A 24262-nucleotide genomic window follows, 5' to 3' on the forward strand; every position below is an offset into this window, starting at 1 on the left:
TGCCGCGCGAGGTCTTGCCGTCGATGGCCACCAGCGCTGGCGCGTCCGGACGCATCGCCGTCGCCCAGGACTGGAAGCAGTTCGCAAACAGCCCCGGATCGATCCGGTTCATCAGCAACCGCAGCCAGCGCGCGCCGGGAATGCCGTGATAATAGGGCAGGAAGCGGCGCAGGAAGGCCACATTGTCCTCGCCCCAATCGGCGATGTCCTCGAAATCATCGCCCGCCGCGATCGTGCCGCAGACCACCAGCAGCAGAACCTCAGACAGAGGATGCGCCACCCGCCACCCCTCCCGGTCATCCTCGATCAGGGCGAAATGGTCCAAAAGCAGCCGCAGCCGCGGCGTCTCCGATGGTTCCAACATGGCAGCGTCCTCCGAATCAACGCCGCCAACAGAATCAGAACTGCCGCAATCCCGAAACCGCCATTAACCCGAGTTCAATGCCGTGGCCATAGCCCAGCCCACTTGCCTCTCCTTGGCCGCTCCTATATGAGAACCGCCATGAACAACCGCGCCACCCCCGTCGCTTCCTGTCAGACCGGCTTTGCCGGCGAGACCGTGCGCGCGCTCGCCTCCACCCTGCTTCTTCTCGGCCTTATCGGCGATCGCCGGGTTCGCTGAAGGAGCGCCCGGCGGTCGAACAGCCGCTCACGCGCACGCTCCTTGGCAAGTCACATCAAGCGAACGAAATTCTGGTAAAGGCGCCGCTCGGCACCGGTCCGATCGAAAGTGGATCCGAGAGCCGCCGGGAGAAACGACAATGAACGCACGAGAAGAGATCCGTCCAAATGACGGGGAAATCGGCAAGCATGCGGCGAAGGGCATGCCTGACGCCGCCCGGAAATATCAACCCTATCCGACCGTCGGTCTCGCCGATCGCACTTGGCCTTCGAAGGTCATCGACAAAGCGCCAATCTGGTGCTCCGTCGACCTGCGCGACGGCAACCAGGCGCTGATCGACCCGATGGGTCACGAACGCAAGGCGCGCATGTTCGCGCTGCTCCTCGACATGGGTTTCAAGGAGATCGAGATCGGCTTCCCGTCGGCCTCGCAGACGGATTTCGATTTCGCCCGCTGGTGCATCGAAGAGGGCAATGTGCCCGCCGACGTGTCGCTACAGGTGCTGGTGCAATGCCGGCCGGAACTGATCACCCGCACCTTCGAAGCGCTGAAGGGCGCCACCAACCCGATCGTCCACTTCTACAACTCGACCAGCGAATTGCAGCGCCGCGTCGTCTTCGAGAAGGACGTCGCCGGCATCAAGCGGATCGCCACCGACGCTGCCAGGATGATCACCGACATGGCGGCGAAAGCCGGCGGCGGCTACCGTTTCGAATATTCGCCGGAAAGTTTCACGGGCACCGAGCTCGAAGTGGCGCTGGAAATCTGCAACGCCGTCACCGAGATCGTGAGGCCGACGGCGGAAAACAAGCTGATCATCAACCTGCCTTCCACGGTCGAGATGTCGACGCCCAACATCTATGCCGATCGCATCGAATGGATGTGCCGCAACCTCGACAACCGCGAGAACCTGCTGATTTCGCTGCATCCGCACAATGACCGCGGCACCGGCATCGCCACCACCGAACTCGGCCTGATGGCGGGCGCTGACCGCGTCGAAGGCACGCTGTTCGGCAATGGCGAGCGCACCGGCAATGTCGACATCGTCACGCTGGCGCTCAACATGTACACGCAAGGCGTCGATCCCGAGATCGATTGCTCCGACATCAACCGGATGAAGGACGTCTATGAATATTCGAACCAGCTGAAGATTCCGGAGCGCCATCCCTATGTCGGCGAACTTGTCTACACGGCATTCTCCGGCTCGCACCAGGATGCCATCAACAAAGGCATGAAGGCGTTGCGCAAGGCCAACACGCCGCACTGGGAGGTGCCCTATCTGCCGATCGACCCGGCCGATGTCGGCCGCAACTACGAGGCGATCATCCGTATCAATTCGCAGTCGGGCAAGGGCGGTATCGCCTATGTACTGCAGGCCGATTATGGCCTCAACCTGCCGCGCAACCTGCAGATCGAGTTCAGCCAGCATATCCAGGCCATCACTGACGCCGAAGGCAAGGAGGTGCCGGCCAGGCGCATCCACGACCGCTTTCTCGAAACCTATGTCGATCAGCCCGGTGCGCGGCTGAAGTTCCTCGACCACCAAACCTATCCGGATACCGAGACCAAGGGCAGGCGCGTGGTGGAAGCGGTGATCCTCGACAACGGCAAGCAAGTGACCATCATCGGCTCCGGCACCGGTCCGATCGACGGTTTCGTCGACGCGCTGTCGCGCCATGTCGGCGTGCCGATGTCGGTTCTCGACTATTCCGAGCATTCCATGCAACGCGGCTCGAATGCGTCGGCGATCTCCTATGTCGAGATGGAGTATCCCGGCGGCAAGCTGTTCGGTGCCGGCATCAACACCAACATCGTCGCCGCCTCGCTGGAGGCCGTGGTTTCGGCCGCAAACCGCATCGTTGGCCGCAAGGCCGGCTGATCTCGGACTATGACCCGCGGAAACATGCCTCGGTTTCCGCGGATCATATGTTAACTCATTCGAAAATATCCGGTGGGGTACGCGATCGCATAATAAGTGTCTGCTTGTACAGCGGTGCAGGCGCTATATGATCACGCCTTGAACCTGTGCCGACTTCGAGAAGGATCGACACTTGCAGCATGCCACGCCTGCCGCCCCCGCAGTGCGCGAAACTCTTGAGCGACTGCTTGCCAGCGAAACGTTCGGACGATCCGAGCGCGCGCGAAAATTGCTGCGCTATCTGGTCGAACGCGAGCAGGCCGGCGAAGCCGACAGGCTCAAGGGCTTTTCCATCGCCATGGACGTTTTCGGCAAGGACGGCGATTTCGATCCGGCGACCGATGCCGTGGTTCGGGTGCAGGCGGGCAGGCTGCGCGAACTTCTGCAGCATTACTTCGCCAACGAGGGCATTGCCGAACCGGTGCGCATCGCCATTCCGCGCGGCGGCTATGTTCCATCCTATGAGCTCAATGCAATCCGCTTGCCGGCCGAGTCGGAGCCAGTGGAACGCGCCGAGCCGGCCGCATCCGATCAGCCTGACAACCCCGGAGCGGGCGCGCACGCCGCAGCGTTGATGTCCTCTGCAGTTCCCGAGGCAGGTCCGTTATTGGCGCGCCATCTCCAGTTCTTCTGGGGCGCGATTGCTCTGGTCATCGCCATGCTGGGTGTGCTGATTCTCCGCCAGGGCAGCGGCGCATTGCTGACCAGCGAAGAAGCGGCTTCGGCGGTTGAGAGCGCAGTCGCAACCAGCAGCATAGTGCCGTCTGCGGCGGAAGCCCTTCCTCTGGTCTACATCTCCGTGAAGGCCGATGGCGCCGGGGCTGCCCGTGTTGCTGCATCGCTGCGCGCCGGCCTTGCCGGCTTCGACACGATCGACTTCATCGGACGTGACGCCGGCGGCACGCACGACACAGCCGCTGACGCCACCAGCTTCAAATTCGATGTCCTGCCAGGCCCGGCAGCGGGCGACGTCACGCTCGAGCTGCAGAGCGTTGCAACCGGCCGCGTGCTGCTGTCACGCAACCTGACCGCCGCCGATAGCGCGCCTGGCGCTGTCGAGGACAGTATCGCCAGCATTCTGAGTTCGACCATTCCCGCTGCCGGCACGATCTACAACTATATCGAACAGAGCGGCATTCAGACCGGCCTGATGGAATGTCTGCTGCTCAACGACAGATATTATCTCGACCAGAGTGTCAAAACCCATGAGGCGGCCTATCGCTGTCTGGAGAACCTGGCCAACCAGGATGCGAAGTCGTCACTTGTCTATTCGGAGCTCGCGTCCTTGCATCTTGAGGCTGTTACCGATCACTACGCCTATCCGCCCGGCGCGACAGTTGAACAGGCCATGTCGTTCGCCCATCGCGCCGTGCAGATGGGGCCGACGAGCCCCTATGCGCATCGCGCCTATGGCTATCTCAATTCGCGCCTCGGCAACTCGGACGAGTCGATCCGCTGGATGCGCAAGGCCTATGAGCTCAACCCTTACGATCTCGGCATGGCTGCCGCTTACGGCTACGGGCTGATTTTCGCCGGCAAATACAGCGAGGGAACACCGATCCTCGCACACGCTGCCGATACCGCAAGCGGCCATCCGACGTGGTGGGATTTTGGGCTTTTCGTCGGCGAGTTCATGCTGGGTGATATGAACAAGGCCTCAATTGCCAGCGAAGCGTTGCGCACAACGGCAACGAAATCGCATTATCTGGCCGCACGGCTGATCGGTGCGAAAGCCGCCGGCCGTGATCAACTGGCACGCAAGCTGGTGGACGAACTGACGGCCAAATTCCCGAAATTCGCCGCCGATCCGCGTGCGACGTTCGTCGAGAGGCGATATCCCGCCGATCTCACCGAGCGGATGGTCCAGGCGCTGCGCGCCGCGGGACTCGGCAATGCCAGCTGACTTCTAATCGCGCGTCTGATCGCGAAAATTTTACTGGCTATCGGACTGGACAAGGAGCAATTCAGCCACAATTCGGATCGCCAGCGATAACTCATAAATTTAGTTTCTCATGATCTCATCCCTTTACGTTGCCGAACGGGGCGTCGCCCCGAAGACGGTCGTCTTCCTGCATGGTCTTGGCGGTTGCCATGATGTCTGGGGCGAGGTGATCTCGGCGCTGGCGCCTAACATACGGACGCTGGCCTATGATCTGCCAGGCCATGGGCTATCTCTCGATTTCCCGGCCAGTGGCTCCGCCAGAACGGCCGCTCGCGCCGTTCTCGCGGACCTCGCCGCACGCAGGATGAAAAGGCTGCATCTTGTCGGTCATTCGATGGGCGGCGCGGTTGCAACGCTGATGGCTCTGACCGAGCCCGAAAAGGTCGCTTCGCTGACGCTCCTGGCGCCAGGCGGTTTTGGCATGGAGATCAACGGTCCGTTGCTGCGCCGCTACGCCGCCGCTGCCGACAAGGGCGAAATTCGCGCTTGCCTCGCCGCGATGTCGGGACCGCAAGGCCTGCCGCCGGAACGCATTGTGGATGTCTTCGGCGAGATGCGCAAACGTCCCGGTCAGCTGCACAAACTTGTCGAGATTGCCGCTGCCATGACCAGGAATGATCGACAGGGCGTCATCCCGCGCGAACAGCTCGACACGCTGGACATGCCGGTGATGGTGGTTTGGGGAACAGATGATGCGGTGCTGCCATTCGCCCAGGCCGATGGCTTGCCGGCGCATTTCCACTTTCACCATGTGCTGGAGGCCGGTCACATGCTGGTCGAGGAAGCGCCTGATCTGATCGCCGAGATCGTCCGCCGCAACATCAACCGCCGCGGCAGGCGCCGGCGCCCAAGACTTGATGCCGAGGTGAGTTGACCTCTGCTACTGCTACCATCTCGCGAGTGCATTTTGCCGGCGCCTGTGTTAACTCGCAGTTAACCAAACCCGCGAGGCAAACGCCGATGAAGGACGCAGGAGAGAATATCAGCTCGATCGATGAGTCGCGAAAGCTATCCGACGCCGTTCGCGACGTGAAGAACGCGTTCGCCGACCGCGACGACGTCGTCGTCGACATGCGCGAGGCGCATCGCATGCGGCTCGATCTGCTTGCCGCCGAGCTCGCACCTGTCTTCGCCGACGTGCCTGCAGACATGGACAATTTCGACTTCGCAATCTCGTCAGGTCTGCAGCCGCGCCTGTGGATCGACGCCGTCAGTCATGTCGCCATGGGGCGCGACCGCCGCACCTATCGCTTCCTCAAGGACACGCGGGGCGGCCGCGTGGTGCTCGCCGAATCGACAGACATGAAAACCGTTGCCGATCAGGTGACGCGCTACGTGGCCGAGCGCGTCGTCGAACGTCAGAGAATGCTGGAAGGCGCGGTTGAGCAGGCAGTCGCCGGCTTGAAACGCGCTGCGGTGCCGGAAGCCGAACCGCCGCTGCAACCAGCCCGGCGCAGCAGGGGCTGGTCAACATTCTTCGCCGGCCTTGGCCTTGTCACAGCCGGCGCCCTGGTTGGGCTGGCTGTGTCGCTCGTGCTGTTCTGGGACCGTATCGTCGCCATGAAAATCAGCTTTTAGAGCTAACCAACGGAACGGATGCTTCGGCATCAACGCCAAGCTCCAGCACCTGCAGGTCGGAAGGCGGAATTGCCGGCCCGGTCAGGCCGCGTCGCGTTAACCTGATCTGCCAGTTGCCCTCTTCGCCGCCAATATCGAGCAGATTATACTGTGCCGGCGGACGCAGGCCGCCGGGCGCCTGCCCCGCGGCGGCGACACCGACCACAGGGATTCTGACGCCACGCCCACCGATGAAGAAAAGCGACGGCATATGCGAATGCCCGTGCAACACAAGTTCCGCCCCGTGCCGGTAAACGGTCTTGTGAAACAGCGCGATACCGAACAGCCGCTTGTACTGCGAAACCGCGCCGCGGACCGGCGGATGGTGGATCATGATCACCCGGAACAGGCCGCGCCTGGCCGTTGCATCGAGCATCTTGCCGAGCCTTTGCGCCTGGCCTTCCATAAAGAACCCGTTGGCCATGAACGGGGCCGTGGCGCGCGCGGTGGAAACACCGATCAACGCGACATTGCCGCGCACGCGCAAATAAGGAAAGGCGTTGCGATCGACCGGAGTGTCGACGCCGTCGCCGGTCATCCACGCCGCCCAGGACCGGCAAGTCTTGTCGAAGGCGCCCGGCACATAGGCATCGTGGTTTCCAGGAACGACAGACACGTCATTCGGAGAGCCCAGCGTCTCCAGCCAGAGTCTGGCCATCTCGATTTCGCCGTCGAGCGCCAGATTGACCAGATCGCCGGTTACAGCGATGTGGTCGGGTGCACTGGCCTTGAGGTCGGCGACGATCGTGTCGATGACGGCATCGTGCATATGACGGCGCCGGTTGCGCTGCCAGTTGACGTAGCCGACCACGCGCTTGGATGCGAGATCGCGATAGGTTACATCGGGAAGCGGCCCCAGATGGACATCGGAAATATGCGCGAGCCTGAACATCGTTCCTTCATATGCGACACGCGCGCGGCTTTCCACTCACGGTTTCGCGGGTGATGGCGAAGCCCGGCCCGGATCAGGCCTTCCGCCAGACCGGCTGGCCGGGGTTAAGGGCAAGGCTGTTTCATCTTTATTTCGTGCTGCGGCGTCCGATGACGCTCGGCGCACGGGGCCTGATCCATCACCGCGCCTCCAATTCCGTCTTCCTCATCCGCCACACCTATGTTCCGGGCTGGCAGCTTCCTGGCGGCGGCGTCGAGGTGGGCGAGACGCTGACCGAGGCGCTCGAGCGCGAGCTTGTCGAGGAGGGCAACATCGAGTTGACCGCCCCACCGCTGCTGAAATCCATGCATTTCAACCGCCAGGCCAGCAGCCGGGACCATGTCGCCTTTTATTTGATCGAAAACTTCAGCCAGGCCGCGCCGAAGCAGCCGGACCACGAGATTGCCGAAGCCGGCTTCTTCCCGCTCGACCGCTTGCCCTTGGGAACGACGCCGGCGACGCTAAGGCGGGTCGCCGAGGTCTTTCAGGGCGAACCTCCCTCGCCCTACTGGTAGATCACGCCGCTTTCCTGAACCGTGCCCGATCATGCGGCGCGGCATAGTCAAGTTCCGGGCCGGCCGGCACGATCCGCGTCGGGTTGATCGTTTCGTGGCTGCCGTAATAATGCGACTTGATGTGGTGCAGGCTCACCGTGCCTGCGACGCCCGGCACCTGGTAGAGATCGCGCAGGTAGTTGGATAGGTTCGGATAATCGGCGATCCGGCGCAAATTGCATTTGAAGTGACCGACATAGACCGGGTCGAAGCGCACCAGCGTGGTGAACAGTCGCCAATCGGCCTCGGTGATGCGATCGCCGGCGAGATAGCGTTGTCTTGACAGCCGGTCCTCCAGCGTATCGAGCACCGCGAACAATTCACCAAATGCTTCTTCGTAAGCCGCTTGCGTGGTGGCGAAACCGGCGCGATAGACGCCATTGTTAACAGCCGGATAGACCAGCGCATTGATCCGATCGATCTCGCCGCGCAACGCTTGGGGGTAGAAGTCGAGGCTTGCATCGCCCCATTCGTTGAATGCCGAATTGAGCATCCGGATGATCTCGGAGGATTCGTTGGAGACGATGGTCTGCTCACGCTTGTCCCACAGCACCGGCACCGTCACCCGGCCTGAATAGGCGGGATCAGCCTTGGTGTAGATCTGATGCAGGAAATCGAAGCCGTAGAGCGTATCGCCGGAAGCGCCGTCTTCGGCCAGGAATGTCCAGCCGTTCGCGCCCATGAAATGATGCACGACCGAGACCGAGATTATCCCCTCGAGCTTCTTCAGCGCGCGAAAAATCAGCGTCCGGTGCGCCCAGGGACACGCAAGCGACACATAGAGGTGATAGCGGCCGGGCTCCGCCTTGAAACCGCGGCTGCGGCCTTCGGCCGGCGCACCGTCGGCGGTAACCCAGTCACGCCATTGCGATTGCGCCCGCACGAACCTGCCGCCGCTTTCCCCGGTGTCGTACCAGCGGTCCTGCCACCTACCTTTGACCAGCAAACCCATGCAGATCTCCTTTCGTCCTTGTGCCCCATGTAGGCGCAAAGCCGCCATGTCGAAATCGCCGGGCGCTGAACAGACCGTCAATCGCCGGGATCGGCAAACGGAACAGGGCCGATTGCAGCGGTCGAAAATTGGTGCTAGCGGAAAATCCGCATGTTCGACTTTGCTTTGATCCGGTTCGACCGACGACGAAAGGGCGCCCGCGCTTGATGAAGCGCTGACTGGCGGACGCTGCCGCTTGCAGCACACCTTTCCTCGTATACCGGAACGCAAAGACCATGAGCCTTGCCGACGTGAAATACCTGCCGGAAACTTCGGCGCATGATCCCGAGATCGAAGCCATCAACGACGAGGCCTTTGGGCCGGGTCGTTTCGTACTCGCCGCCTACAAGATCCGCGAGGGTGGCCCGCATGAGCGCGCTTTGTCCTTCGTCGCCGTCGACGGCGACGCAGTCGTCGCCTCCGTGCGGATGACGCGCATCGCCGCCGGCGCCGGCCGTGCGCTGATGCTCGGGCCGCTTGCCGTGCGGCCGGCCTTCAAGAACCTCGGCATCGGCCGCCGGCTGGTGGCGATCGCACTGGAGGCCGCCGCCAAGGCATGCGTACCGGCCGTTATGCTGGTCGGCGACGAGCCTTACTACGGCCCGCTCGGTTTCAAGAGGATCCCGCGTGGGCAGATCTCGATGCCGCGCCCGGTCGATCTCGATCGGCTCTTGTCGCACGAGATCGCGCCCGGCGCGGTTGCCCGGCTCTCGGGCGAGGTCTGCCACGCCGACCTTGCGCGGATTGCCGAGCATGTCGCGGTGATGGCCTGATCCCAGGATCGATCGATGCGCATCGATTGATCCACCGGCCGGTTGGGCCTCGCGTTAGACGCCGCGTCCTTCTTTGGACACGCAAACGACGCCCTAGGTTTTTGAGCCCATGCCTTGTGCTTCCTGAAAATCGATTCCGATTTTCGGGCCAATGCACTAGGCTTCGTAGCATGCCCACATAGGGAAGGCGCCGGCATGAACCCGAACGGCCAGATTGCGATCGTCACCGGTGGCGGCTCCGGCCTCGGCCAGGCGACGGCCCAAGCACTCGCCGCAAAAGGCGCCCGTGTCGCCATCCTCGATATCGGGATCGACCGCGCGGCGAAGGTGGCGGCCGACATCGGCGGCGTCGCCATCCAGTGTGATGTGAGCAATGAAGGGAGCGGTGCCGCGGCAGTCGCCGAGGTGACGGAAAGGCTTGGCGCGCCGCGGATCCTGGTCAATTGCGCCGGCATCGCGATCGGCGTGAAGACGATCGGCAAGGATGGTCCGCATCCGCTCGACCAGTACCGCCAGGTTATCGAAATCAACCTGATTGGCACCTTCAACATGATCCGCCTCGTCGCCGACCGTGCTGCGAAGCTGGAGCCGCTAGAGGGCGGCGAACGCGGGGTCATCGTCAACACGGCGTCGGTCGCGGCCTATGACGGCCAGATCGGCCAGGCCGCCTACTCGGCCTCCAAGGGCGGCGTCGTCGGCATGACGCTGCCGGTGGCCCGCGACCTCGCCCGCTCGGGCATTCGCGTCTGCACCATCGCTCCCGGCATCTTTAAGACGCCGATGATGGCCGGAATGCCGCAAGAGGTGCAGGATTCGCTAGGCGCTGCGGTGCCCTTCCCGTCCCGTCTCGGCGAGCCTTCCGAATATGCGGCCCTTGCGCTGCATATCATCGAGAACCAGATGCTGAACGGCGAGACCATCCGCCTCGACGGGGCTATCCGCATGGCACCGAAATAGCCAATCATGAGTGCCGGCAACTCAGCACCCGTGAAGACCGGCCCGCTCGCCGGCCTGGTGGTGATCGAGATGGCCGGGCTTGGCCCAGTACCGTTGGCGGGCTTGATGCTGTCGGAGATGGGAGCCGAGGTGCTGCGCATCGAGCGGGCCGGTTCAAGTCAGCTGTTTTCGCTGCCGGACGAATACAATCTCGATCGTCACGGCCGCTCTGTCCTACGGATCGACCTGAAGCGTCAGCAAGGCGCGGAACTGGTCCTACGCCTTGTCGAAAAGGCCGACATGCTGGTCGAGGGGTTTCGGCCCGATGTGATGGAGCGGCTTGGTCTCGGGCCGGATGCTGTGTTGGCGCGCAATCCGGCGCTGATCTACGGCCGCATGACCGGCTTCGGCCAGGACGGACCGCTCTCGGCTCGCGCCGGCCACGACATCACCTACCTCGCTTATTCTGGCGTCCTGCACGCCATCGGCCAGGAAACAAGCCGGCCGGTGCCGCCGCTGAACCTTGTCGCCGACTATGGCGGCGGCGCCATGATGCTGATCGCCGGCGTGCTGGCTGCCCTGTTCCAGCGCTCGCGCTCCGGCAAGGGCCAGGTGATCGACGCCGCGATGGTCGAGGGTGCTTCGATGCTGGCGACCCCTGTGCATGCCTTCATGGCGGCTGGCCTGTGGAGTGACACGCGCGGCGCGAACCTGCTCGATTCCGGTGCGCCCTTCTACGATACCTACGAGACAGCGGACGGGCGATATGTCGCCGTCGGCTGCCTTGAACCGCAATTCTTCGCCGAATTCGCAGGACTGCTGCCGCTCGACGAGCGTTTCATCCGCAGCCAATACGACAGGACATCGTGGCCAAAGATGCGCATCGCCATCGCCGGCCGCATCAGGCAGAGGACGCGCGACGACTGGGCCGGTTTCTTTGCCGGGACCGACGCCTGCGTTGCACCGGTGCTGTCGCTGCGCGAAGCCAGGGATCATCCGCACAATCGCGCTCGTAACGCCTTTGTGAAGGCCGGCGCGTTCGAGCGCCCTGCCCCGACGCCGCGCTTCTCGCGCTCGCCGACACTTGCCGCCATGCCGGGCGATCATGAGCCAGCGACCGTGCTGGCTCGTTTCGGCATTTCGGAAATCGAGATTAAAGCACTTGTCAAATCCGGCTTGATTGGCGGATAACTGGAGACGAAAGATCAACTTAATGCGGTGAGCACTTGACCGACCGGAAGAAGGACGTGATCCGCGAGACTGACGCCGAAGCGGTCAGGCTGGCTAGGACGCTGATCCGCAGCGCTCGTTTCGGCGCGCTGGCTGCGATAGAGCCCGGGACCGGCTCGCCGCTGGCCAGCAGGGTTGGCGTCGCCACCGACATCGACGGTGTGCCGCTGATCCTGGTGTCGATGCTGTCTGCCCATACCGGAGCGATTCTCGCCGACCCACGCTGCTCTCTGCTTGTTGGCGAACCGGGCAGAGGCGATCCGCTCGCGCATCCGCGAATCACATTGGTCTGCCGGGCGTTGAGGCTTGAGCACGGATCGAGCGAGCATGCCCGCGCCGAACGGCGTTATCTTAATCGCAACCCCAAGGCGAGGCTCTATGCCGGGCTTGGCGACTTTTCGATCTTCCGCCTCGAGCCTGAGCGCGCCAGCCTCAACGGCGGCTTCGGCAAGGCCTATTTGCTCGATCGTGCCGATCTCGTCATCGGCGGGCCGATCGTCGAAGAGCTTGCCGCGAGCGAACAGTCCGCTCTCGACCACATGAATGCCGACCATCTCGATGCCATCGCGGTCTACGCGCACCACTTTGCCAAGGCCGAAGGCGATGGCTGGATTGTCACCGGCTTCGACGCCGAAGGCATGGACCTGGCATCGGGCGACGCCATTTGCCGGGTCTTCTTTCCCGAACGCTTGAAGGCGGTGCGCGAGCTGCGGCCTGTACTGGTCGAGATGGCAAGGACCGGACGTGCAGCCGGCTACGCACGACGCTGACAGTTAATCGCCTTGAATCGAAAGCAAGTCTTGAGATTTGGAAGAAATGTTCTACGATTCGTTGTGATGCTGATTCAGCAGCGCACATCCAGAAGTGAGTCTATAAATCAGACGCTATTGCCCCCATAGCGTTCGGATGGACTGGAAAACATGGGGGTTCGATGGTTTCGAGCAAGCTAATCGCCAACGCCGAATCAGCAGCCACGTTTTTGACGCTCATGGGCAACGAGAAACGGTTGTTGATCATGAGCTATCTGACCGACGGTGAGATGTCGGTTGGCGCTATCGCCGAGAAGGTTCTGCTCAGCCAGTCTGCTCTGTCGCAGCATCTGGCCAAGCTGCGGGCACTCGATCTCGTCGAGACCCGCCGCGACCGGCAGATGATCTACTATTCCTGCAAGTCCGAAGCTGTGCGCGAACTGCTTCGCATGCTGGACGGCATCTTCGGCGACGGTGACTTGTCCCAGATGGCACATCGCCTGCGCCGCGCCGGGGCTTGACCGGCAGGTCTGATCGTTCCTTTACCTCGCTCTGACAATTTCAATTCACGCGTCGTGCTTTCCGAAAATTTGTTGCGATTTTCGGGGCCGATGCGAGTCGGCCGAGGTGTATATGGACCCTATCCGTATTGACGACCCACAAGACCCGCGCGTCGCGGCCTATCTCGACATTCGCGAGCGCGACCTCGCCGGCAGGCATGGCCGTTTTGTTGCCGAAGGCAAGGTGGTGCTGGACGTCCTGCTCTCGGCCGGGCGCTTTGCCGCCGAATCCGTTCTGGTTCTCGAAAACCGGCTGGCCGGCCTCGATGAGACGTTGCGCAAGGCACCGGCCGACCTCCCGGTCTACGCCGTGGCAAGCGAGGTCATGGACAGGATCGCCGGATTTCACATCCATCGCGGCATATTGGCGATCGGCAGCAAGGGCATCTCACAGCCTGCCGAGGCTTTGCTGGAAACGTTGCCCGCCAGCGCGCTGGTCGTAGTGCTGGTTGGAATCGCCAACCACGACAATATGGGTTCGATCTTCCGCAATGCCGCCGCCTTTGGCGCCGGCGCCGTGTTTCTCGACGCGACCTGCTGCGATCCGCTGTACCGCAAGGCGATCCGCGTCTCGGTCGGCGCGGCGCTGAAGGTTCCCTTCTCATCCTTCGGCGACACCGCCGGCTTCACCGCCACGCTCGATCGGCTGGGCTTCAGCCAATTCGCCCTATCGCCCCGCGGCCAGACCGACATTCGCGATGCGAGAAGAGCAGAACGACTGGCCCTCTATCTCGGCGCCGAAGGCGAAGGCCTGCCCGGAAGCCTGCTCGCTCGCCTGCAAACGGTGCGCATCGACATGTCCGAAGGTTTTGACAGCCTGAACGTAGCAGCAGCGTCAGCCATCGCACTGCATCATTTTTCCGGCAAGCCCAGGATTTCAGGCAAACCCCGGAATTCAAAAGAGCGCAGGATCCTTGGAAAGTAGCGGGACAGGCGTGGCGCCTGCGGCCCCTCTGGATCTCAACTCGTCGAAGCGGCCTTCTGCAGCGCCCGTATGCGATCGGCAAGGCTGCGTTGGCCGCTCCCCGCCCGCACCTCCTGAGGTGCTGCAAGCGCCTTGGCAATCGGCGAATCCGGCCCTTCGAGCTTCATTGTCAGGTTGACGACCTCCGCCGCCAGATCGTTTATCTGTTCGCGCAACACCGCACTGGCACGGCGCACATCGCTGGCGTCGCCGGAGCCGGCTGTTTCGAAGGCTGCAAGATCCACCTTGAGGCTCTTGTTCTCACTGGCCAATGCTGTCAGCCTCGCTTCCAGTCGCTCCCGCTCACTGTTGAGCTTGGCAATAGCCTTGTCTACGTCGTTGCCGGTGCCGCTGCGATCGTCCCCTCCTCCGGAGGTGTGCGTTCCCGCAGCCTCGCTCTTCGATTTTTCGCGAAACCGTGCCAGTTCCTTCTCACGGCGGCCGAGCTTCTCTTCGCGGTCGGCGAGCGTAGCGAGCAGGCGTTCGAGCTTCTTGTCCAGTTCGCTGGTCCTTTTCTTCTCTGCCCTCAAGGCATCCCGCGCGGCCTTGCTCTCGGCTGCAATCTCTTGGTTGCGCCTCTCCGCCTCCTTGTACCGGCTGCGCAGCACCGATATGTCGCTGGCCAGCTTGTCCAGGTCTGATTCGCGAGCCATCAGTTCGATCTGACGATTGCTGGAGGAGAAGCTGGCGTCGTCATACATACGCTCCAGCTTTTCGAGCTCGAGCGCACGCTTTTCCAGCACGCGCTCGGTCTGCGCGAGCTTGTCCGACAGGCGCTGCAACTGCTCCTCGCACTGTCGAAGCGCTTCGCTCTTGGCCTCCAGTTCGGAAAGGACGTGCTTCCTGTCGTTGCGTTCGGCCTCCAGCCCTTTCAGGGCCTCGCGGCCACGATTGATCTCGACCAGTTGTTCGGCCGCCTTCTCCTGCAGCGTCTTGATGCTGATCTCGAGCCGGCGCGTCGACATCGCGTACTCGGCCCGGATCCGGTCCTTGTCGGCCTGGATCTCGGCCAATGTCAGCGGCATGGAAGCCTCGACGCGTTTGCGCGTCAGCGCGACGGTCCGCCGCCAGATGGCCGGGGCAATCATCAGCGCCAGAAAGGCGGCGCAGAGAAAGCCGAGGGCGAAGAACAGGATCGACTGGACCAAGGTAACTATCCGTTATGGATGGCAGCAACCGCCAAAGCGCGACTTTGCCATGTTCGCATGACGGAAATCCAGCGCAGCGGCAAGAGCATGCCCCGGCAACATTCAGCTTGCGACCTTGCAAATCCGCGCTGTCACGGCTGAGGGTCCGTCGAGATCGGTATCAGAACGGATTCCAGGTCGGCCGCTCGGTGAGCTTCAGATAGCCGAGATTGACGCCGAGCCGCGCGCCGACGCCGGTGCGGATCGGTACGAGCAGAACCTTGCTGTTCTGCAGCACGTTGAAGCCGACGCCCGCCACGACATAGGCGGAGCCTGCAACGCCGCCGAAGCGGTTGTAGAGATTGCTCACATCGTCGAGATTGTAGACCAGCATCATCACGCGCGATCCCTCACCGCCGAAATCCCAGCCAAGCGACGGGCCTTGCCAGAACACTTTGTGATCGCCGGCATTCTTGGTGTAGAGCGTCCCCTCGCCATAGGTCAGGCCGCCGATCAGCGCACCCGAGCCTTCTTCGCCAAGCAGGTAGCCATTGGGCAGGCCGTAGGAGGCAAAGATCTTCTCGACGACGGTGGCGAGCCCGCCCGAGGTCGCGCCGAAGAATTTATGGCCGGAATCGACAATCTCCTGAGCGGTGTATTCCTGCGCCCGCAACGCCGAGGTCGAAAAGACGAGCAGACCCATGAGAGCAATCGTCATTGAGATGACACGGAAAAAAGTCCGGTCGTAGAATCGGGAAAACATGCTTCCAATCTCCGTCAGGGAGCACTTTCGCCGACGCCTCGCGCCCCATGCGACTCTTGGTGGCCGTTCGGGGTGACTGTTATGGGCAAACTATGCCGTAATTCTTTTTCAACCATTAACCTTCCACATGAAGATGGCAGTTCGAAGGCTGGTTTCGGGCGGTCTACGCAGGCTCGATCCTGCGTGAACACACCATTTTCGATAATGACAATTTTGGATTTGTTTGCTGCACGCACAGGCGCTGTGTATTCAGAAAGCCTGGGAGAGAGCGTGATTCGTGTAGGCAGGCGAGACGGTTGATCGCTCGGCCATCAGTATGTGAATTTTAGCAGGGATTTTCGCCGATGGCCGAACTTTTCGCCCTTTCCGCACCCGATCTCGCCGCGCTTCTGTGCAGCCGGGTCTGCCATGATATCATTTCGCCGGTCGGCGCGATAAACAACGGCCTTGAGCTGCTCGACGAGGGCGGCGCCGATGAAGACGCCATGAAGCTGATCCGCCAGAGTGCAAGGAACGCCTCGGCCCGCCTGCAATTTGCCCGCATCGCCTTCGGTGCCGCTGGTTCGGCCGGCATGATGATCGACACGGGCGACGCCGAGGCCGTCGCCATCGCCTTCCTCAAGAACGAGAAGCCGGCGCTGATCTGGAGCGGAGCCCGCGCGCTGCTGCCCAAGAACAAGGTCAAGCTGCTGCTCAATCTCATTCTCGTCGCCAACGCAGCCATCCCGCGCGGCGGCAAGCTTGTGGTCACGCTCGAAAATCTCGAAACCGAGCCGCGTTTTGCACTTGCGGCAAGTGGGCCGATGCTGCGCGTGCCGCCGAAATTCCTGGAGCTGCATTCCGGGCACAAGCCGGAGGAGCCGATCGACGCCCATTCGGTCCAGCCCTACTACACGCTGCTTCTGGCGCGTGAGGCCAACATGACGATTTCGATCCACGCGACAGCCGAAGAAATCGTGCTTTCGGCGGCCTGAAATCTCCCTCAGTCCGGCAAGAACAGATGAAGTATTTGTTCCTGCTAATATTTACGACACTGTTCGCAATCTAGGCAAAACAAGCTTCGCCGGTGTAGCCATGCCAAATCGGCGATAAAAAGTTTGCGTAAGGTGCGTCTTTGCAAAAACTTTACCTAACGGCTTTTCGGCTTCTTTACCAGATTGATCTATGGTGCCTCCGAGATACCCGGATGCTGCCGGTTCGCCAGATGGCAAAGAGGACCCGGAAATGAAACGCTGCCTGTTCGTCGACGATTCAAGCGTCATCAGGAAAGTAGCAAAGCGAATCCTTGGCGGCTCCGACATGGTGGTGATCGAAGCGGCTACCGGACTTGATGCGGTCGAGATATGCGCCGCCGACATGCCTGACGTCATCGTCGTCGACGGCGCCTTGCCGGACATGCAGGCGGCGGAACTCATCCGCCGCATCCGCGCCATGGAGAGTGCAATCAAGCCCCAGATCCTGGTTTCCCTGGTCGAGGTCGACGTCGCCTCGATCATGCGGGCAAAGCGTGCCGGCGCGCAAGGCTACCTGCTGAAGCCGTTCGATCGCTCGCAACTGCTCGAGCGTTTCCGCACCCTGAAGATAGCCGCCTGATTCGCCGGACCACGGAGATCCAGCTGTAAACGCAAAAACCCGGCTGAGGCCGGGTTTTTTGTCGGGAAATTCGGTTGGAAGTGCGTTTCGTTCAGGCGCTGACGCGGATGTCTTCCGGCTCGCGCAGCACATAGCCCCGGCCCCAGACCGTCTCAATGTAGTTCTGACCGCCGGAGGCGGCGTCGAGCTTCTTACGCAGCTTGCAGATGAAGACGTCGATGATCTTCAGCTCCGGTTCGTCCATGCCGCCGTAGAGGTGGTTGAGGAACATTTCCTTCGTCAGCGTGGTTCCCTTGCGCAGCGAGAGCAACTCCAGCATCTGGTATTCCTTGCCGGTCAGGTGCACGCGCTGGCCGCCGACTTCGACGGTCTTGGCATCGAGATTGACCACAAGGTCGCCGGTGGTGATGACCGATTGGGCATGACCCTTGGAGCGGCGCACGATGGCGTGGATTCGCGCCACCAGCTCATCCTTGTGGAACGGCTTGGTCATGTAGTCGTCGGCACCGAAACCGAGGCCACGCACCTTGTCCTCGATGCCGGCCATGCCGGAAAGGATGAGAATCGGCGTCTTCACCTTGGAAAGGCGAAGTGTCCTCAAGACTTCGTAGCCAGACATGTCCGGGAGATTAAGATCAAGAAGAATGATATCGTAATCGTAAAGCTTTCCGAGATCCACCCCCTCTTCACCAAGGTCGGTCGTATAAACATTGAAGCTTTCCGATTTCAGCATCAGCTCGATGCTTTGTGCGGTTGCACTGTCGTCTTCTATCAGCAGAACGCGCATCTCATTCCCCTTTTCTGCTGCCGGACCATTTTCACGACCCATCCGGGACCGGAGCAGTGATTGCCTGAACAGAAGGCTGCCATCGAATGGTTAACAAAACCTAATTCCGCACCAGGGACGGTATCAGATTTTTTAACCGCTTTCTACACCCTCTTGAATCTAATAATGAATCACAGAACCGAACCGCTAATGCAACACATTAATAAGCCAGCCTAAGTGACTCTCCGGACTCGCTGGCCGTGGTTCCGCATCGGAACCGAAATTTTTACCCGGCCTTAAGTCCTGGGCCGTATGATTAACAATGCCCGTAAACGAATGGTTACCGACGGCAAAAAACTTTAGGAGTTTGTTTCCCATAGTTCCGGGAAAGCCGGTGGAAACGGGTGGCGCCCAGGCTTTGCCGGGTGGATTGGACGATATGTGCAGGTGTGCGTTTCCGGGAGTACCGAATCATGAAGTCACGTGAAAACCTCGTTCGGCTGAAGCAATTTCAGGTGAATGAGAAGCGGCGGCAGCTGCTGCAACTCGACATGATGATCGCCGAGTTCGAGCGCATGGCTGCCGAGCTGGAGCTTCAGATCGCAGCGGAAGAGAAGAAAGCCGGCATCACCGACATCAATCATTTTGCCTATCCGACTTTCGCCAAGGCGGCGCGTTTGCGCCGCGACAATCTCAGAAATTCGCAAGGCGACCTCGCCCAGCAGCGAAGCGCTGCCGAATCACTACTCGTTGAAGCTGAAGCGGAGCTTTCCAAGGCTGAGATGCTCGAGTCGCGCGACACCAAGATCCGCGACGCCGAGATGGGTGGCCGCAGCGCCATGATCGGCTGAACCGAGAACCCTAAGCTGATCGGCGAAGCGCAGCACAGAGCGACCGCCTCGTCAGTCCGATTCGCAAAGCTCGCCAAGGCGCGCGGCGCTTATGTCGTCGGCACGGCCAGCCCGGGAAAGCTCGATTTTGTCCGCTCGCTCGGCGCCGACGAGGTGATCGACTACACCAAGGCTGATTTTGCCGGCAGGACCGGCGACATCGACCTGGTCCTGGAGACGGTTGGCGGCGAGCATGCGCACTCGCTGAAAGTGCTCAAGGCCGGCGGCGTGCTGGTGGCGCTGCTCAATGTCCCCGATAGCGCCAAGGCAGAGGCCAAGGCGCGGGATATCCGCGTCGAGCGGATGTCGGTCGTGCCTGACCGCGCCGGCCTGGTGGAGCTCGGCAAACTGGTCGATGCGAAAAAGCTTGCCGTCCACGTGGCAAAGACTTTTCCGCTCGAAGAAGCGGACGCCGCCCATGCCTTTCTCGCCACAAAGCCGATCGGCAAGGTGGTGCTGACGGTTTGAACCAGAGAAGATCGTTCCGGCAAAACAACAAGGGCGCGGATTGCCGCGCCTTTAGCTTCCTTGAGCGAGTCTCGAATCTCTAATGCCGGTATTGCTGGATGCGCGTCGTGCGCAGCCCGGCAAGGCCATATTCGTCGATCGACGCCTGCCAGGACAGGAATTCCTCAGTGGTCAGCTTGTAGCGCTGGCATGCCTCTTCGAGGCTCAGAAGCCCGCCACGCACTGCCGCCACCACTTCCGCCTTGCGCCGGATAACCCAGCGGCGTGTGTTCGTCGGCGGCAGATCGGCAATCGTAAGGGGGCTGCCGTCAGGCCCGATAACATATTTGACTCGCGGTCTAACAAGATCGGTCATCGTACTCTCTACTAAAAACTCAAAGACCCAATCCCCACCACATTACCGCCACAGCTTTAAAAATTGCCTAAGCGAACCCTAATAGCTAGGTAAGGATCATGAACGCCGCGTTAGTCTTTTCGTCAGCATTTGAAACATCTGGCGGCAAGCGCCGAATCCGGCCGGAAAAAATGAGCTGGCCCGCGAAGCTGGCGCACCCGAAGTGCTTGACCTATATTCCGGCTATTGGCATTCAAGCGCCGCGCAGAATGAAAGAACAATGAACAGCCTCGATCTTCCCCGACGCCCCGAAAACACCCGCGTCGTCGTCGCCATGTCGGGTGGTGTCGATTCGTCGGTCGTCGCCGGGCTGCTGAAGCGCGAAGGCTATGATGTCGTCGGCGTCACGCTGCAGCTCTATGATCATGGCGCGGCGACGCACCGGACTGGTTCGTGCTGTGCCGGCCAGGACATCGACGATGCCCGCCGCGTCTCCGAGACGCTCGGCATTCCGCATTATGTGCTCGATTACGAGGAGCGATTCCGCAAGGCGGTCATCGACCCCTTCGCTGAGAGCTACGTGGCCGGCGAAACGCCGATCCCTTGTGTCTCCTGCAACCAGACGGTGAAGTTCGCCGACCTGCTTGCGACCGCACAGGAGCTTGGCGCCGATGCGCTGGCCACTGGTCATTATATCCGTTCCAGCGCCAACGGCGCCCACCGCGCGCTTTTCCGGCCGGTCGACGCCGATCGTGACCAGAGCTATTTCCTGTTTGCCACCACGCAGGCGCAGATCGATTACTTGCGCTTTCCGCTCGGCGGCTTGTCGAAGCCCGAGGTCCGTGCCATCGCCGAGGAGATGGGGCTGACGGTCGCTGCCAAGCAGGACAGCCAGGACATCTGCTTCGTGCCGCAGGGCAAATATTCCGACATCATCGCCAAGCTGAAGCCAGCCGCCGCCAATCCGGGCGACATCGTCCACATCGATGGCCGTGTGCTCGGCCGCCATGAAGGCATTTTGCGCTACACGATCGGCCAGCGCCGCGGCATCGGCGTCGCTTCGGGCGAGCCGCTCTACGTCGTCCATCTCGATGCCGACCGGGCCCGTGTCGTCGTCGGCCCGCGCGAGGCGCTGGAGACCCACAAGATCTACCTGCGCAACGTGAACTGGCTGGGTGACGGCCCGCTGTCCGACATCCCGGCGGCCGGGTTGGAGCTCTTTGCCAAGGTCCGCTCGACACGACCGCCGCGCCCGGCCGTGCTGCATCACCATGCCGGCGTCACTTCGGTGGAACTGGTCGACGGCGAGTCTGGTATCGCACCGGGCCAGGCTTGCGTGCTCTATTCCGACGACGGCAACGAAGCCCGCGTCTTCGGCGGCGGCTTCATCGAGCGTTCCGAGCGCGGTGCCGAGGCCGAGGCCATGCTGGACCGGCTTGCCGCCCGGCCGGCGCAAATTCCCGCCGAATAGCGGCAGCAGCACTTTCGCAGAGTTCGTTTTCCAGGGCGAGCATATGCACTGGAAGCGCAGAAAATGCGTCAGGTGGCCGAAAGAGAAGGTCTCAGGAAGACGACCCGGTGTGGGCGACCGTACCTGCGGTCAGGATGCGCAGCACCCTGATGGCCTCCTCGCCGCCGGTGCGTGGTTCGGCCCGCGTTTCGATGCACTGGATGAAATGCGCCAGTTCGCGCGTCAGCGGCATGCCCTCGCCGACCGCCACATAGGACGGCTCGTTGGCGGTGAAGGCCCACTGGCCGCTGTCCTGCCATACCGCATGGCGATAGACTGCGAGCTTGCGCTCCCACGGCTCGACATCGTCGAACACCGCCATCGCCTTGGTGCCGACCACGGTAAGCCGCCGCTCGCGATAGGGATTAAGCCGCGAAGCGAAGAGGTGGCCGCGCAGCCCGTTGGGAAAGCGCATGTGCAGATGCGCGAAGTCGCTGAGATTGTCGAGCAGGGCAGCGCCCTCGCCGCGCACCTCCATCGGTTCCGTACCGGTGATGGCCAGGATCATCGACAGGTCGTGCGGCGCCAAATCCCACAGCGCATCGTTTTCGGTGTGAAACTTGCCAAGTCCGAGCCGGTGCGAATGGATGTAGCGCACCTCGCCGAGCTCGCCATTGTCGATCAGCGCCTTCAGCGTCTCAAAGGCAGGATGGAAACGCAGCACATGGCCGACCATGAAGATACGGCCATTGTCCTTTGCCGCCCTCACTGCACGCTCGGCATCCGCTACCGTCAGCGCGATCGGCTTTTCCACCAGCACATCCTTGCCACTTTCGGCAGCGCGCACCGCCATATCAGCGTGGAACTGCGGCGGCAGGGCCATGACGATGGCGTCGATGTCATCGCGAAGGAACAGTTGGTCAGGCTCGACCGCCAGGCAATCCTGTTCGCTGGCAAAGCCTTCCGCGCGGGCGCGATTGAGGTCCGAGACCGCATACAGCGCGCCAAGCGCCTTGAGGGTGCGGATGTGGTTGCTGCCCCAGTATCCGCAACCGAGGACTGCAATGCGCGGTTTCATTTGTTTTCAAACTCTAAGAATTCGTGGCCGAGACATAGCGACGTGCTCCATCGAACTCAACCCGCCATCTGCGCTCAAATGTCTGCCCGGCAAAGCTTTTGGGCAATGAGAGTATGCCGGCATGCCGGTTACTTCGATGCCGGTCGCTTCGATGCTTGACAGGCTTGGCCTCCCAACCTTATATCCGCGCGATCTTGGTGAACGCCTCGACATGCCTTTCGATTTAAGGCGGATTTCGGGCCTTTCGCCGCCCTGGCGGGGTAGCTCAGTTGGTTAGAGCACGGGAATCATAATCCTGGGGTCGGGGGTTCAAGTCCCTCTCCCGCTACCACCTTTCCCCACACTCCTTTGACTCCGTTGGGGAAGGCATTCTCGCCCAGGAGTGCCGTTAGACGCCCGGCGATTTCGACTTCGATTCCGCCGATCCTCAATGGATCTCGAAACACAGTAACGGTTTCGATCAAGTCCCGCATTGCCTCTGCGGATTCGGAATCGCCAGCCACAATGCCTTTGGCAAGCCCGATTTGAAGTTGGTTTAGTTGTTCCTCGTAGCGTGCCAGCACCGCAGGATGCAGCGCGATCACACCTGTTGCCGCGGGCACCTGGTCCAGCTCGGCCACAATGCACTTGCGCTCTTCATTGAGCGTCGTTGATTGCGGTCCCAACACGGCTGGGTCGCCATGGCCCTTGGCGATGGCGTTGATGAGGCGCTCGATCTCCCGAGATAGTTCTCCAAGCCGTCGCTCCAAACGAGTGCGCCGCGCATTGGTGTCGGCTGCTAGCCGCCTCCGTTCTTCGTGATAAGTCTGGACGTACTGGGCAATTACGTCAGGGTGGCGCAACTCGGTGGTAAGCCCATCTAGAACTGCGGTCTCGACAGTATCTAAATAGAAGGTTTTCGGATCAGGGCATGTTCCGCTTTCCGTGGCGGCCGAGCAACGGATGCGAATACGTCTAGACTTGTCCTTGCCGTTTGACGACATTCCCGCTCCACAAGCTCCGCACCTCAGCAGCCCCGACAACATATGCCGTGGCCGGCGCTGATGGCTTGGATGGGTGATTGTGCGAGCCTTTTTCCTCTCTCGTGCAGCCTCGAACAGTTCGGGCGAGATGATGGCGAGATCGGGAACTTCGACCGTTCGCCATTCGCCCTTAGGATTCGGACGCGATACACGCTTCCCACTGTCGGGGTCCTTGACCATTCGGACCCTGTTCCAAATCAAGCGGCCGACATAAAGTTCATTCTGAAGCAGCCCCGTCCCTCTTTGCGCATTTCCATTGATGGTTGAGGCATTCCAGGCTCGACCACGAGGTGGCGGTATGCTGTCTCTATTGAGATTGTGAGCGATATCGCGCGGCGTCTGTCCGTCGACGTACTCCCTAAAGATACGACGCACGATCTCCGCTTCGTCCTCCGCGATCAGGCGTTTCCCAGGGTCCCCTGGCACGTAAGAGTAGCCGTAGGTTAATCCGCCGGCATGGAGTCCCTTTTTGACTCGGCCGGCTTGGCCCCGCCGAACTTTATGAGCGTTGTCCTCTCGATAGAGTTGCCCAACAAGACCACGAAGCCCGACCAAGACCGTGTTCACCACGCCCTCGTGGACTGCACGAATTTCGATGCCGAGAAATGAAAGGCGCTTATGAATGCCTGCAAGGTCCATGTCGCGAGAGAGCCGGTCAAGTGCCTCCACGACGAGCACATCAAATTCGTGCTCACGAGCTTTGTCCATGAGGTGGAGCAAACCATCACGGCCCATAACGGAGCCGCCGGAGCGAGCTCGATCATCAAACGTTGCGACAACGTTCAAACCCTCACGCTCAGCGTACGTTCGGCATAACGCGAGTTGATCGTCTATCGATCGCTCATTCTGAAGATCGGTTGAGAAGCGTGCGTAGATCGCGGCTCGATTCATGATGTATCTTCTCGGCCTGTTCCCGCGCGTGATCTTCGCGGGCCGCTTGGCGCGCGAGAGCGCTTGCAAGGCGCAGAATCGCTCTGTCAGGCA

Annotated in this window: 26 protein-coding genes and 1 tRNA gene; 18 read left to right on the forward strand and 9 right to left on the reverse strand. The window is 61.4% G+C overall.

What is annotated here, in order from left to right; translation table 11 throughout:
- The coding region (locus EN859_RS28465; RefSeq protein WP_135913557.1) for an ISAs1 family transposase at nucleotides 1–364 on the reverse strand (364 nt) is incomplete at its 3' end.
- 397 nt (nucleotides 365–761) lie between these two features.
- Between EN859_RS28465 and leuA the strand changes: the two genes are divergently transcribed.
- The 4 genes from leuA to EN859_RS28490 all read left to right on the forward strand — a co-directional run bounded on the left by leuA (nucleotide 762) and on the right by EN859_RS28490 (nucleotide 6060).
- The gene (gene leuA / locus EN859_RS28475; protein ID WP_127856706.1) at nucleotides 762–2501 is read left to right on the forward strand and encodes a 2-isopropylmalate synthase; all 1740 of its coding nucleotides are present in this window, start codon (nucleotides 762–764) and stop codon (nucleotides 2499–2501) included.
- Nucleotides 2502–2673: 172 nt separating this feature from the next.
- Nucleotides 2674–4443 (forward strand): hypothetical protein, encoded by a 1770-nt coding sequence (locus EN859_RS28480; protein WP_127856707.1) that lies wholly within the window; start codon nucleotides 2674–2676, stop codon nucleotides 4441–4443.
- A 109-nt stretch (nucleotides 4444–4552) separates the two neighbouring features.
- Nucleotides 4553–5356, forward strand: coding sequence for an alpha/beta fold hydrolase (locus EN859_RS28485; RefSeq protein ID WP_127856708.1), 804 nt, complete (start codon nucleotides 4553–4555; stop codon nucleotides 5354–5356).
- Between the two features lie 86 nt (nucleotides 5357–5442).
- Entirely contained in the window at nucleotides 5443–6060 is a 618-nt protein-coding gene (locus tag EN859_RS28490) for a hypothetical protein (protein WP_127856709.1), read from the forward strand.
- On the opposite strand, the gene EN859_RS28495 is transcribed toward EN859_RS28490, so the two are convergent.
- Nucleotides 6050–6991 (reverse strand): metallophosphoesterase, encoded by a 942-nt coding sequence (locus tag EN859_RS28495; RefSeq protein WP_127856710.1) that lies wholly within the window; start codon nucleotides 6989–6991, stop codon nucleotides 6050–6052. The two genes, EN859_RS28490 and EN859_RS28495, sit on opposite strands and share 11 nt — an antisense overlap.
- 53 nt (nucleotides 6992–7044) lie before the next feature.
- On the opposite strand from EN859_RS28495, the gene EN859_RS28500 reads away from it, so the two are divergent.
- The gene (locus tag EN859_RS28500; RefSeq protein WP_127856711.1) at nucleotides 7045–7545 is read left to right on the forward strand and encodes an NUDIX domain-containing protein; all 501 of its coding nucleotides are present in this window, start codon (nucleotides 7045–7047) and stop codon (nucleotides 7543–7545) included.
- A gap of 1 nt (nucleotide 7546) precedes the next feature.
- Here the strand turns inward: EN859_RS28500 and EN859_RS28505 are convergent, their stop codons facing one another.
- The gene (locus tag EN859_RS28505) at nucleotides 7547–8536 is read right to left on the reverse strand and encodes a glutathione S-transferase family protein (protein ID WP_127856712.1); all 990 of its coding nucleotides are present in this window, start codon (nucleotides 8534–8536) and stop codon (nucleotides 7547–7549) included.
- Between the two features lie 275 nt (nucleotides 8537–8811).
- Here EN859_RS28505 and EN859_RS28510 point away from each other — a divergent pair, with 275 nt between their 5' ends.
- From EN859_RS28510 to EN859_RS28535, 6 genes are all read left to right on the forward strand, one after another.
- On the forward strand, nucleotides 8812–9348 hold the full coding sequence (locus tag EN859_RS28510; RefSeq protein WP_127856713.1) for an N-acetyltransferase: 537 nt from the start codon (nucleotides 8812–8814) through the stop codon (nucleotides 9346–9348).
- 195 nt (nucleotides 9349–9543) lie between these two features.
- Complete coding sequence (locus tag EN859_RS28515; RefSeq protein WP_127856714.1) at nucleotides 9544–10305, forward strand: 3-hydroxyacyl-CoA dehydrogenase; 762 nt, start codon at nucleotides 9544–9546, stop codon at nucleotides 10303–10305.
- A gap of 6 nt (nucleotides 10306–10311) precedes the next feature.
- On the forward strand, nucleotides 10312–11475 hold the full coding sequence (locus EN859_RS28520) for a CaiB/BaiF CoA-transferase family protein (protein ID WP_127856715.1): 1164 nt from the start codon (nucleotides 10312–10314) through the stop codon (nucleotides 11473–11475).
- 35 nt (nucleotides 11476–11510) lie between these two features.
- On the forward strand, nucleotides 11511–12284 hold the full coding sequence (locus EN859_RS28525) for a HugZ family protein (protein ID WP_127856716.1): 774 nt from the start codon (nucleotides 11511–11513) through the stop codon (nucleotides 12282–12284).
- Nucleotides 12285–12445: 161 nt separating this feature from the next.
- The gene (locus tag EN859_RS28530; protein ID WP_127856717.1) at nucleotides 12446–12784 is read left to right on the forward strand and encodes a metalloregulator ArsR/SmtB family transcription factor; all 339 of its coding nucleotides are present in this window, start codon (nucleotides 12446–12448) and stop codon (nucleotides 12782–12784) included.
- A gap of 112 nt (nucleotides 12785–12896) precedes the next feature.
- On the forward strand, nucleotides 12897–13748 hold the full coding sequence (locus tag EN859_RS28535) for an RNA methyltransferase (protein ID WP_127856718.1): 852 nt from the start codon (nucleotides 12897–12899) through the stop codon (nucleotides 13746–13748).
- Between the two features lie 35 nt (nucleotides 13749–13783).
- On the opposite strand, the gene EN859_RS28540 is transcribed toward EN859_RS28535, so the two are convergent.
- A complete protein-coding gene (locus EN859_RS28540) occupies nucleotides 13784–14935 on the reverse strand; it encodes a hypothetical protein (protein ID WP_127856719.1) in 1152 nt (383 codons plus the stop codon).
- Nucleotides 14936–15095: 160 nt separating this feature from the next.
- Nucleotides 15096–15632, reverse strand: coding sequence for an EipA family protein (locus EN859_RS28545; RefSeq protein WP_245525756.1), 537 nt, complete (start codon nucleotides 15630–15632; stop codon nucleotides 15096–15098).
- A gap of 389 nt (nucleotides 15633–16021) precedes the next feature.
- On the opposite strand from EN859_RS28545, the gene EN859_RS28550 reads away from it, so the two are divergent.
- Both EN859_RS28550 and EN859_RS28555 read left to right on the forward strand, forming a co-directional pair.
- Nucleotides 16022–16651 carry a histidine phosphotransferase family protein gene (locus EN859_RS28550; RefSeq protein WP_127856721.1) on the forward strand — a complete coding sequence of 210 codons (630 nt, stop codon included), beginning with the start codon at nucleotides 16022–16024 and terminating at the stop codon, nucleotides 16649–16651.
- Between the two features lie 250 nt (nucleotides 16652–16901).
- On the forward strand, nucleotides 16902–17270 hold the full coding sequence (locus EN859_RS28555) for a response regulator (protein WP_127856722.1): 369 nt from the start codon (nucleotides 16902–16904) through the stop codon (nucleotides 17268–17270).
- Between the two features lie 91 nt (nucleotides 17271–17361).
- On the opposite strand, the gene ctrA is transcribed toward EN859_RS28555, so the two are convergent.
- Complete coding sequence (ctrA, locus tag EN859_RS28560) at nucleotides 17362–18057, reverse strand: cell cycle two-component system response regulator CtrA (protein WP_006203583.1); 696 nt, start codon at nucleotides 18055–18057, stop codon at nucleotides 17362–17364.
- A gap of 452 nt (nucleotides 18058–18509) precedes the next feature.
- Here ctrA and EN859_RS28565 point away from each other — a divergent pair, with 452 nt between their 5' ends.
- Nucleotides 18510–18887 (forward strand): flagellar export protein FliJ, encoded by a 378-nt coding sequence (locus EN859_RS28565; protein WP_127856723.1) that lies wholly within the window; start codon nucleotides 18510–18512, stop codon nucleotides 18885–18887.
- Between the two features lie 18 nt (nucleotides 18888–18905).
- Nucleotides 18906–19394, forward strand: coding sequence for a zinc-binding dehydrogenase (locus tag EN859_RS28570; RefSeq protein ID WP_245525757.1), 489 nt, complete (start codon nucleotides 18906–18908; stop codon nucleotides 19392–19394).
- 79 nt (nucleotides 19395–19473) lie between these two features.
- Here the strand turns inward: EN859_RS28570 and EN859_RS28575 are convergent, their stop codons facing one another.
- Nucleotides 19474–19749: a DUF1153 domain-containing protein gene (locus EN859_RS28575; RefSeq protein WP_006203587.1), complete on the reverse strand. Its 276-nt coding sequence runs from the start codon at nucleotides 19747–19749 to the stop codon at nucleotides 19474–19476.
- Nucleotides 19750–19847: 98 nt separating this feature from the next.
- On the opposite strand from EN859_RS28575, the gene EN859_RS38345 reads away from it, so the two are divergent.
- Nucleotides 19848–20012: a hypothetical protein gene (locus tag EN859_RS38345; protein ID WP_189502298.1), complete on the forward strand. Its 165-nt coding sequence runs from the start codon at nucleotides 19848–19850 to the stop codon at nucleotides 20010–20012.
- On the forward strand, nucleotides 20009–21199 hold the full coding sequence (gene mnmA, locus EN859_RS28580; protein WP_127856725.1) for a tRNA 2-thiouridine(34) synthase MnmA: 1191 nt from the start codon (nucleotides 20009–20011) through the stop codon (nucleotides 21197–21199). The genes EN859_RS38345 and mnmA overlap by 4 nt, the downstream gene beginning before the upstream one ends.
- A gap of 91 nt (nucleotides 21200–21290) precedes the next feature.
- Here the strand turns inward: mnmA and EN859_RS28585 are convergent, their stop codons facing one another.
- Complete coding sequence (locus EN859_RS28585) at nucleotides 21291–22256, reverse strand: Gfo/Idh/MocA family oxidoreductase (protein ID WP_127856726.1); 966 nt, start codon at nucleotides 22254–22256, stop codon at nucleotides 21291–21293.
- 254 nt (nucleotides 22257–22510) lie between these two features.
- On the opposite strand from EN859_RS28585, the gene EN859_RS28590 reads away from it, so the two are divergent.
- Nucleotides 22511–22587, forward strand: a tRNA-Met gene (locus EN859_RS28590).
- Here EN859_RS28590 and EN859_RS28595 read toward each other — a convergent pair.
- Nucleotides 22544–24169 carry a recombinase family protein gene (locus EN859_RS28595; protein WP_127856739.1) on the reverse strand — a complete coding sequence of 542 codons (1626 nt, stop codon included), beginning with the start codon at nucleotides 24167–24169 and terminating at the stop codon, nucleotides 22544–22546. The genes EN859_RS28590 and EN859_RS28595 overlap by 44 nt on opposite strands.
- Nucleotides 24170–24262 lie beyond the last annotated feature (93 nt).

It is taken from the genome of Mesorhizobium sp. M00.F.Ca.ET.216.01.1.1 (genome assembly GCF_004010325.2).
Taxonomy (GTDB): domain Bacteria; phylum Pseudomonadota; class Alphaproteobacteria; order Rhizobiales; family Rhizobiaceae; genus Mesorhizobium.

Excerpts from the sequence above, each read along its gene's own strand:
- EN859_RS28520 (WP_127856715.1), top strand. The coding sequence starts at position 10,312 with ATGAGTGCCGGCAACTCAGCACCCGTGAAGACCGGCCCGCTCGCCGGC.
- EN859_RS28485 (WP_127856708.1), top strand. The coding sequence starts at position 4,553 with ATGATCTCATCCCTTTACGTTGCCGAACGGGGCGTCGCCCCGAAGACG.
- EN859_RS38345 (WP_189502298.1), top strand. The coding sequence starts at position 19,848 with ATGAACGCCGCGTTAGTCTTTTCGTCAGCATTTGAAACATCTGGCGGC.
- ctrA (WP_006203583.1), bottom strand. The coding sequence starts at position 18,057 with ATGCGCGTTCTGCTGATAGAAGACGACAGTGCAACCGCACAAAGCATC.
- EN859_RS28545 (WP_245525756.1), bottom strand. The coding sequence starts at position 15,632 with ATGACGATTGCTCTCATGGGTCTGCTCGTCTTTTCGACCTCGGCGTTG.
- EN859_RS28555 (WP_127856722.1), top strand. The coding sequence starts at position 16,902 with ATGAAACGCTGCCTGTTCGTCGACGATTCAAGCGTCATCAGGAAAGTA.
- EN859_RS28575 (WP_006203587.1), bottom strand. The coding sequence starts at position 19,749 with ATGACCGATCTTGTTAGACCGCGAGTCAAATATGTTATCGGGCCTGAC.
- EN859_RS28585 (WP_127856726.1), bottom strand. The coding sequence starts at position 22,256 with ATGAAACCGCGCATTGCAGTCCTCGGTTGCGGATACTGGGGCAGCAAC.
- EN859_RS28565 (WP_127856723.1), top strand. The coding sequence starts at position 18,510 with ATGAAGTCACGTGAAAACCTCGTTCGGCTGAAGCAATTTCAGGTGAAT.
- EN859_RS28550 (WP_127856721.1), top strand. The coding sequence starts at position 16,022 with ATGGCCGAACTTTTCGCCCTTTCCGCACCCGATCTCGCCGCGCTTCTG.
- leuA (WP_127856706.1), top strand. The coding sequence starts at position 762 with ATGAACGCACGAGAAGAGATCCGTCCAAATGACGGGGAAATCGGCAAG.
- mnmA (WP_127856725.1), top strand. The coding sequence starts at position 20,009 with ATGAACAGCCTCGATCTTCCCCGACGCCCCGAAAACACCCGCGTCGTC.
- EN859_RS28530 (WP_127856717.1), top strand. The coding sequence starts at position 12,446 with ATGGTTTCGAGCAAGCTAATCGCCAACGCCGAATCAGCAGCCACGTTT.
- EN859_RS28515 (WP_127856714.1), top strand. The coding sequence starts at position 9,544 with ATGAACCCGAACGGCCAGATTGCGATCGTCACCGGTGGCGGCTCCGGC.
- EN859_RS28500 (WP_127856711.1), top strand. The coding sequence starts at position 7,045 with ATGGCGAAGCCCGGCCCGGATCAGGCCTTCCGCCAGACCGGCTGGCCG.
- EN859_RS28490 (WP_127856709.1), top strand. The coding sequence starts at position 5,443 with ATGAAGGACGCAGGAGAGAATATCAGCTCGATCGATGAGTCGCGAAAG.
- EN859_RS28510 (WP_127856713.1), top strand. The coding sequence starts at position 8,812 with ATGAGCCTTGCCGACGTGAAATACCTGCCGGAAACTTCGGCGCATGAT.
- EN859_RS28505 (WP_127856712.1), bottom strand. The coding sequence starts at position 8,536 with ATGGGTTTGCTGGTCAAAGGTAGGTGGCAGGACCGCTGGTACGACACC.
- EN859_RS28595 (WP_127856739.1), bottom strand. The coding sequence starts at position 24,169 with ATGAATCGAGCCGCGATCTACGCACGCTTCTCAACCGATCTTCAGAAT.
- EN859_RS28535 (WP_127856718.1), top strand. The coding sequence starts at position 12,897 with ATGGACCCTATCCGTATTGACGACCCACAAGACCCGCGCGTCGCGGCC.
- EN859_RS28495 (WP_127856710.1), bottom strand. The coding sequence starts at position 6,991 with ATGTTCAGGCTCGCGCATATTTCCGATGTCCATCTGGGGCCGCTTCCC.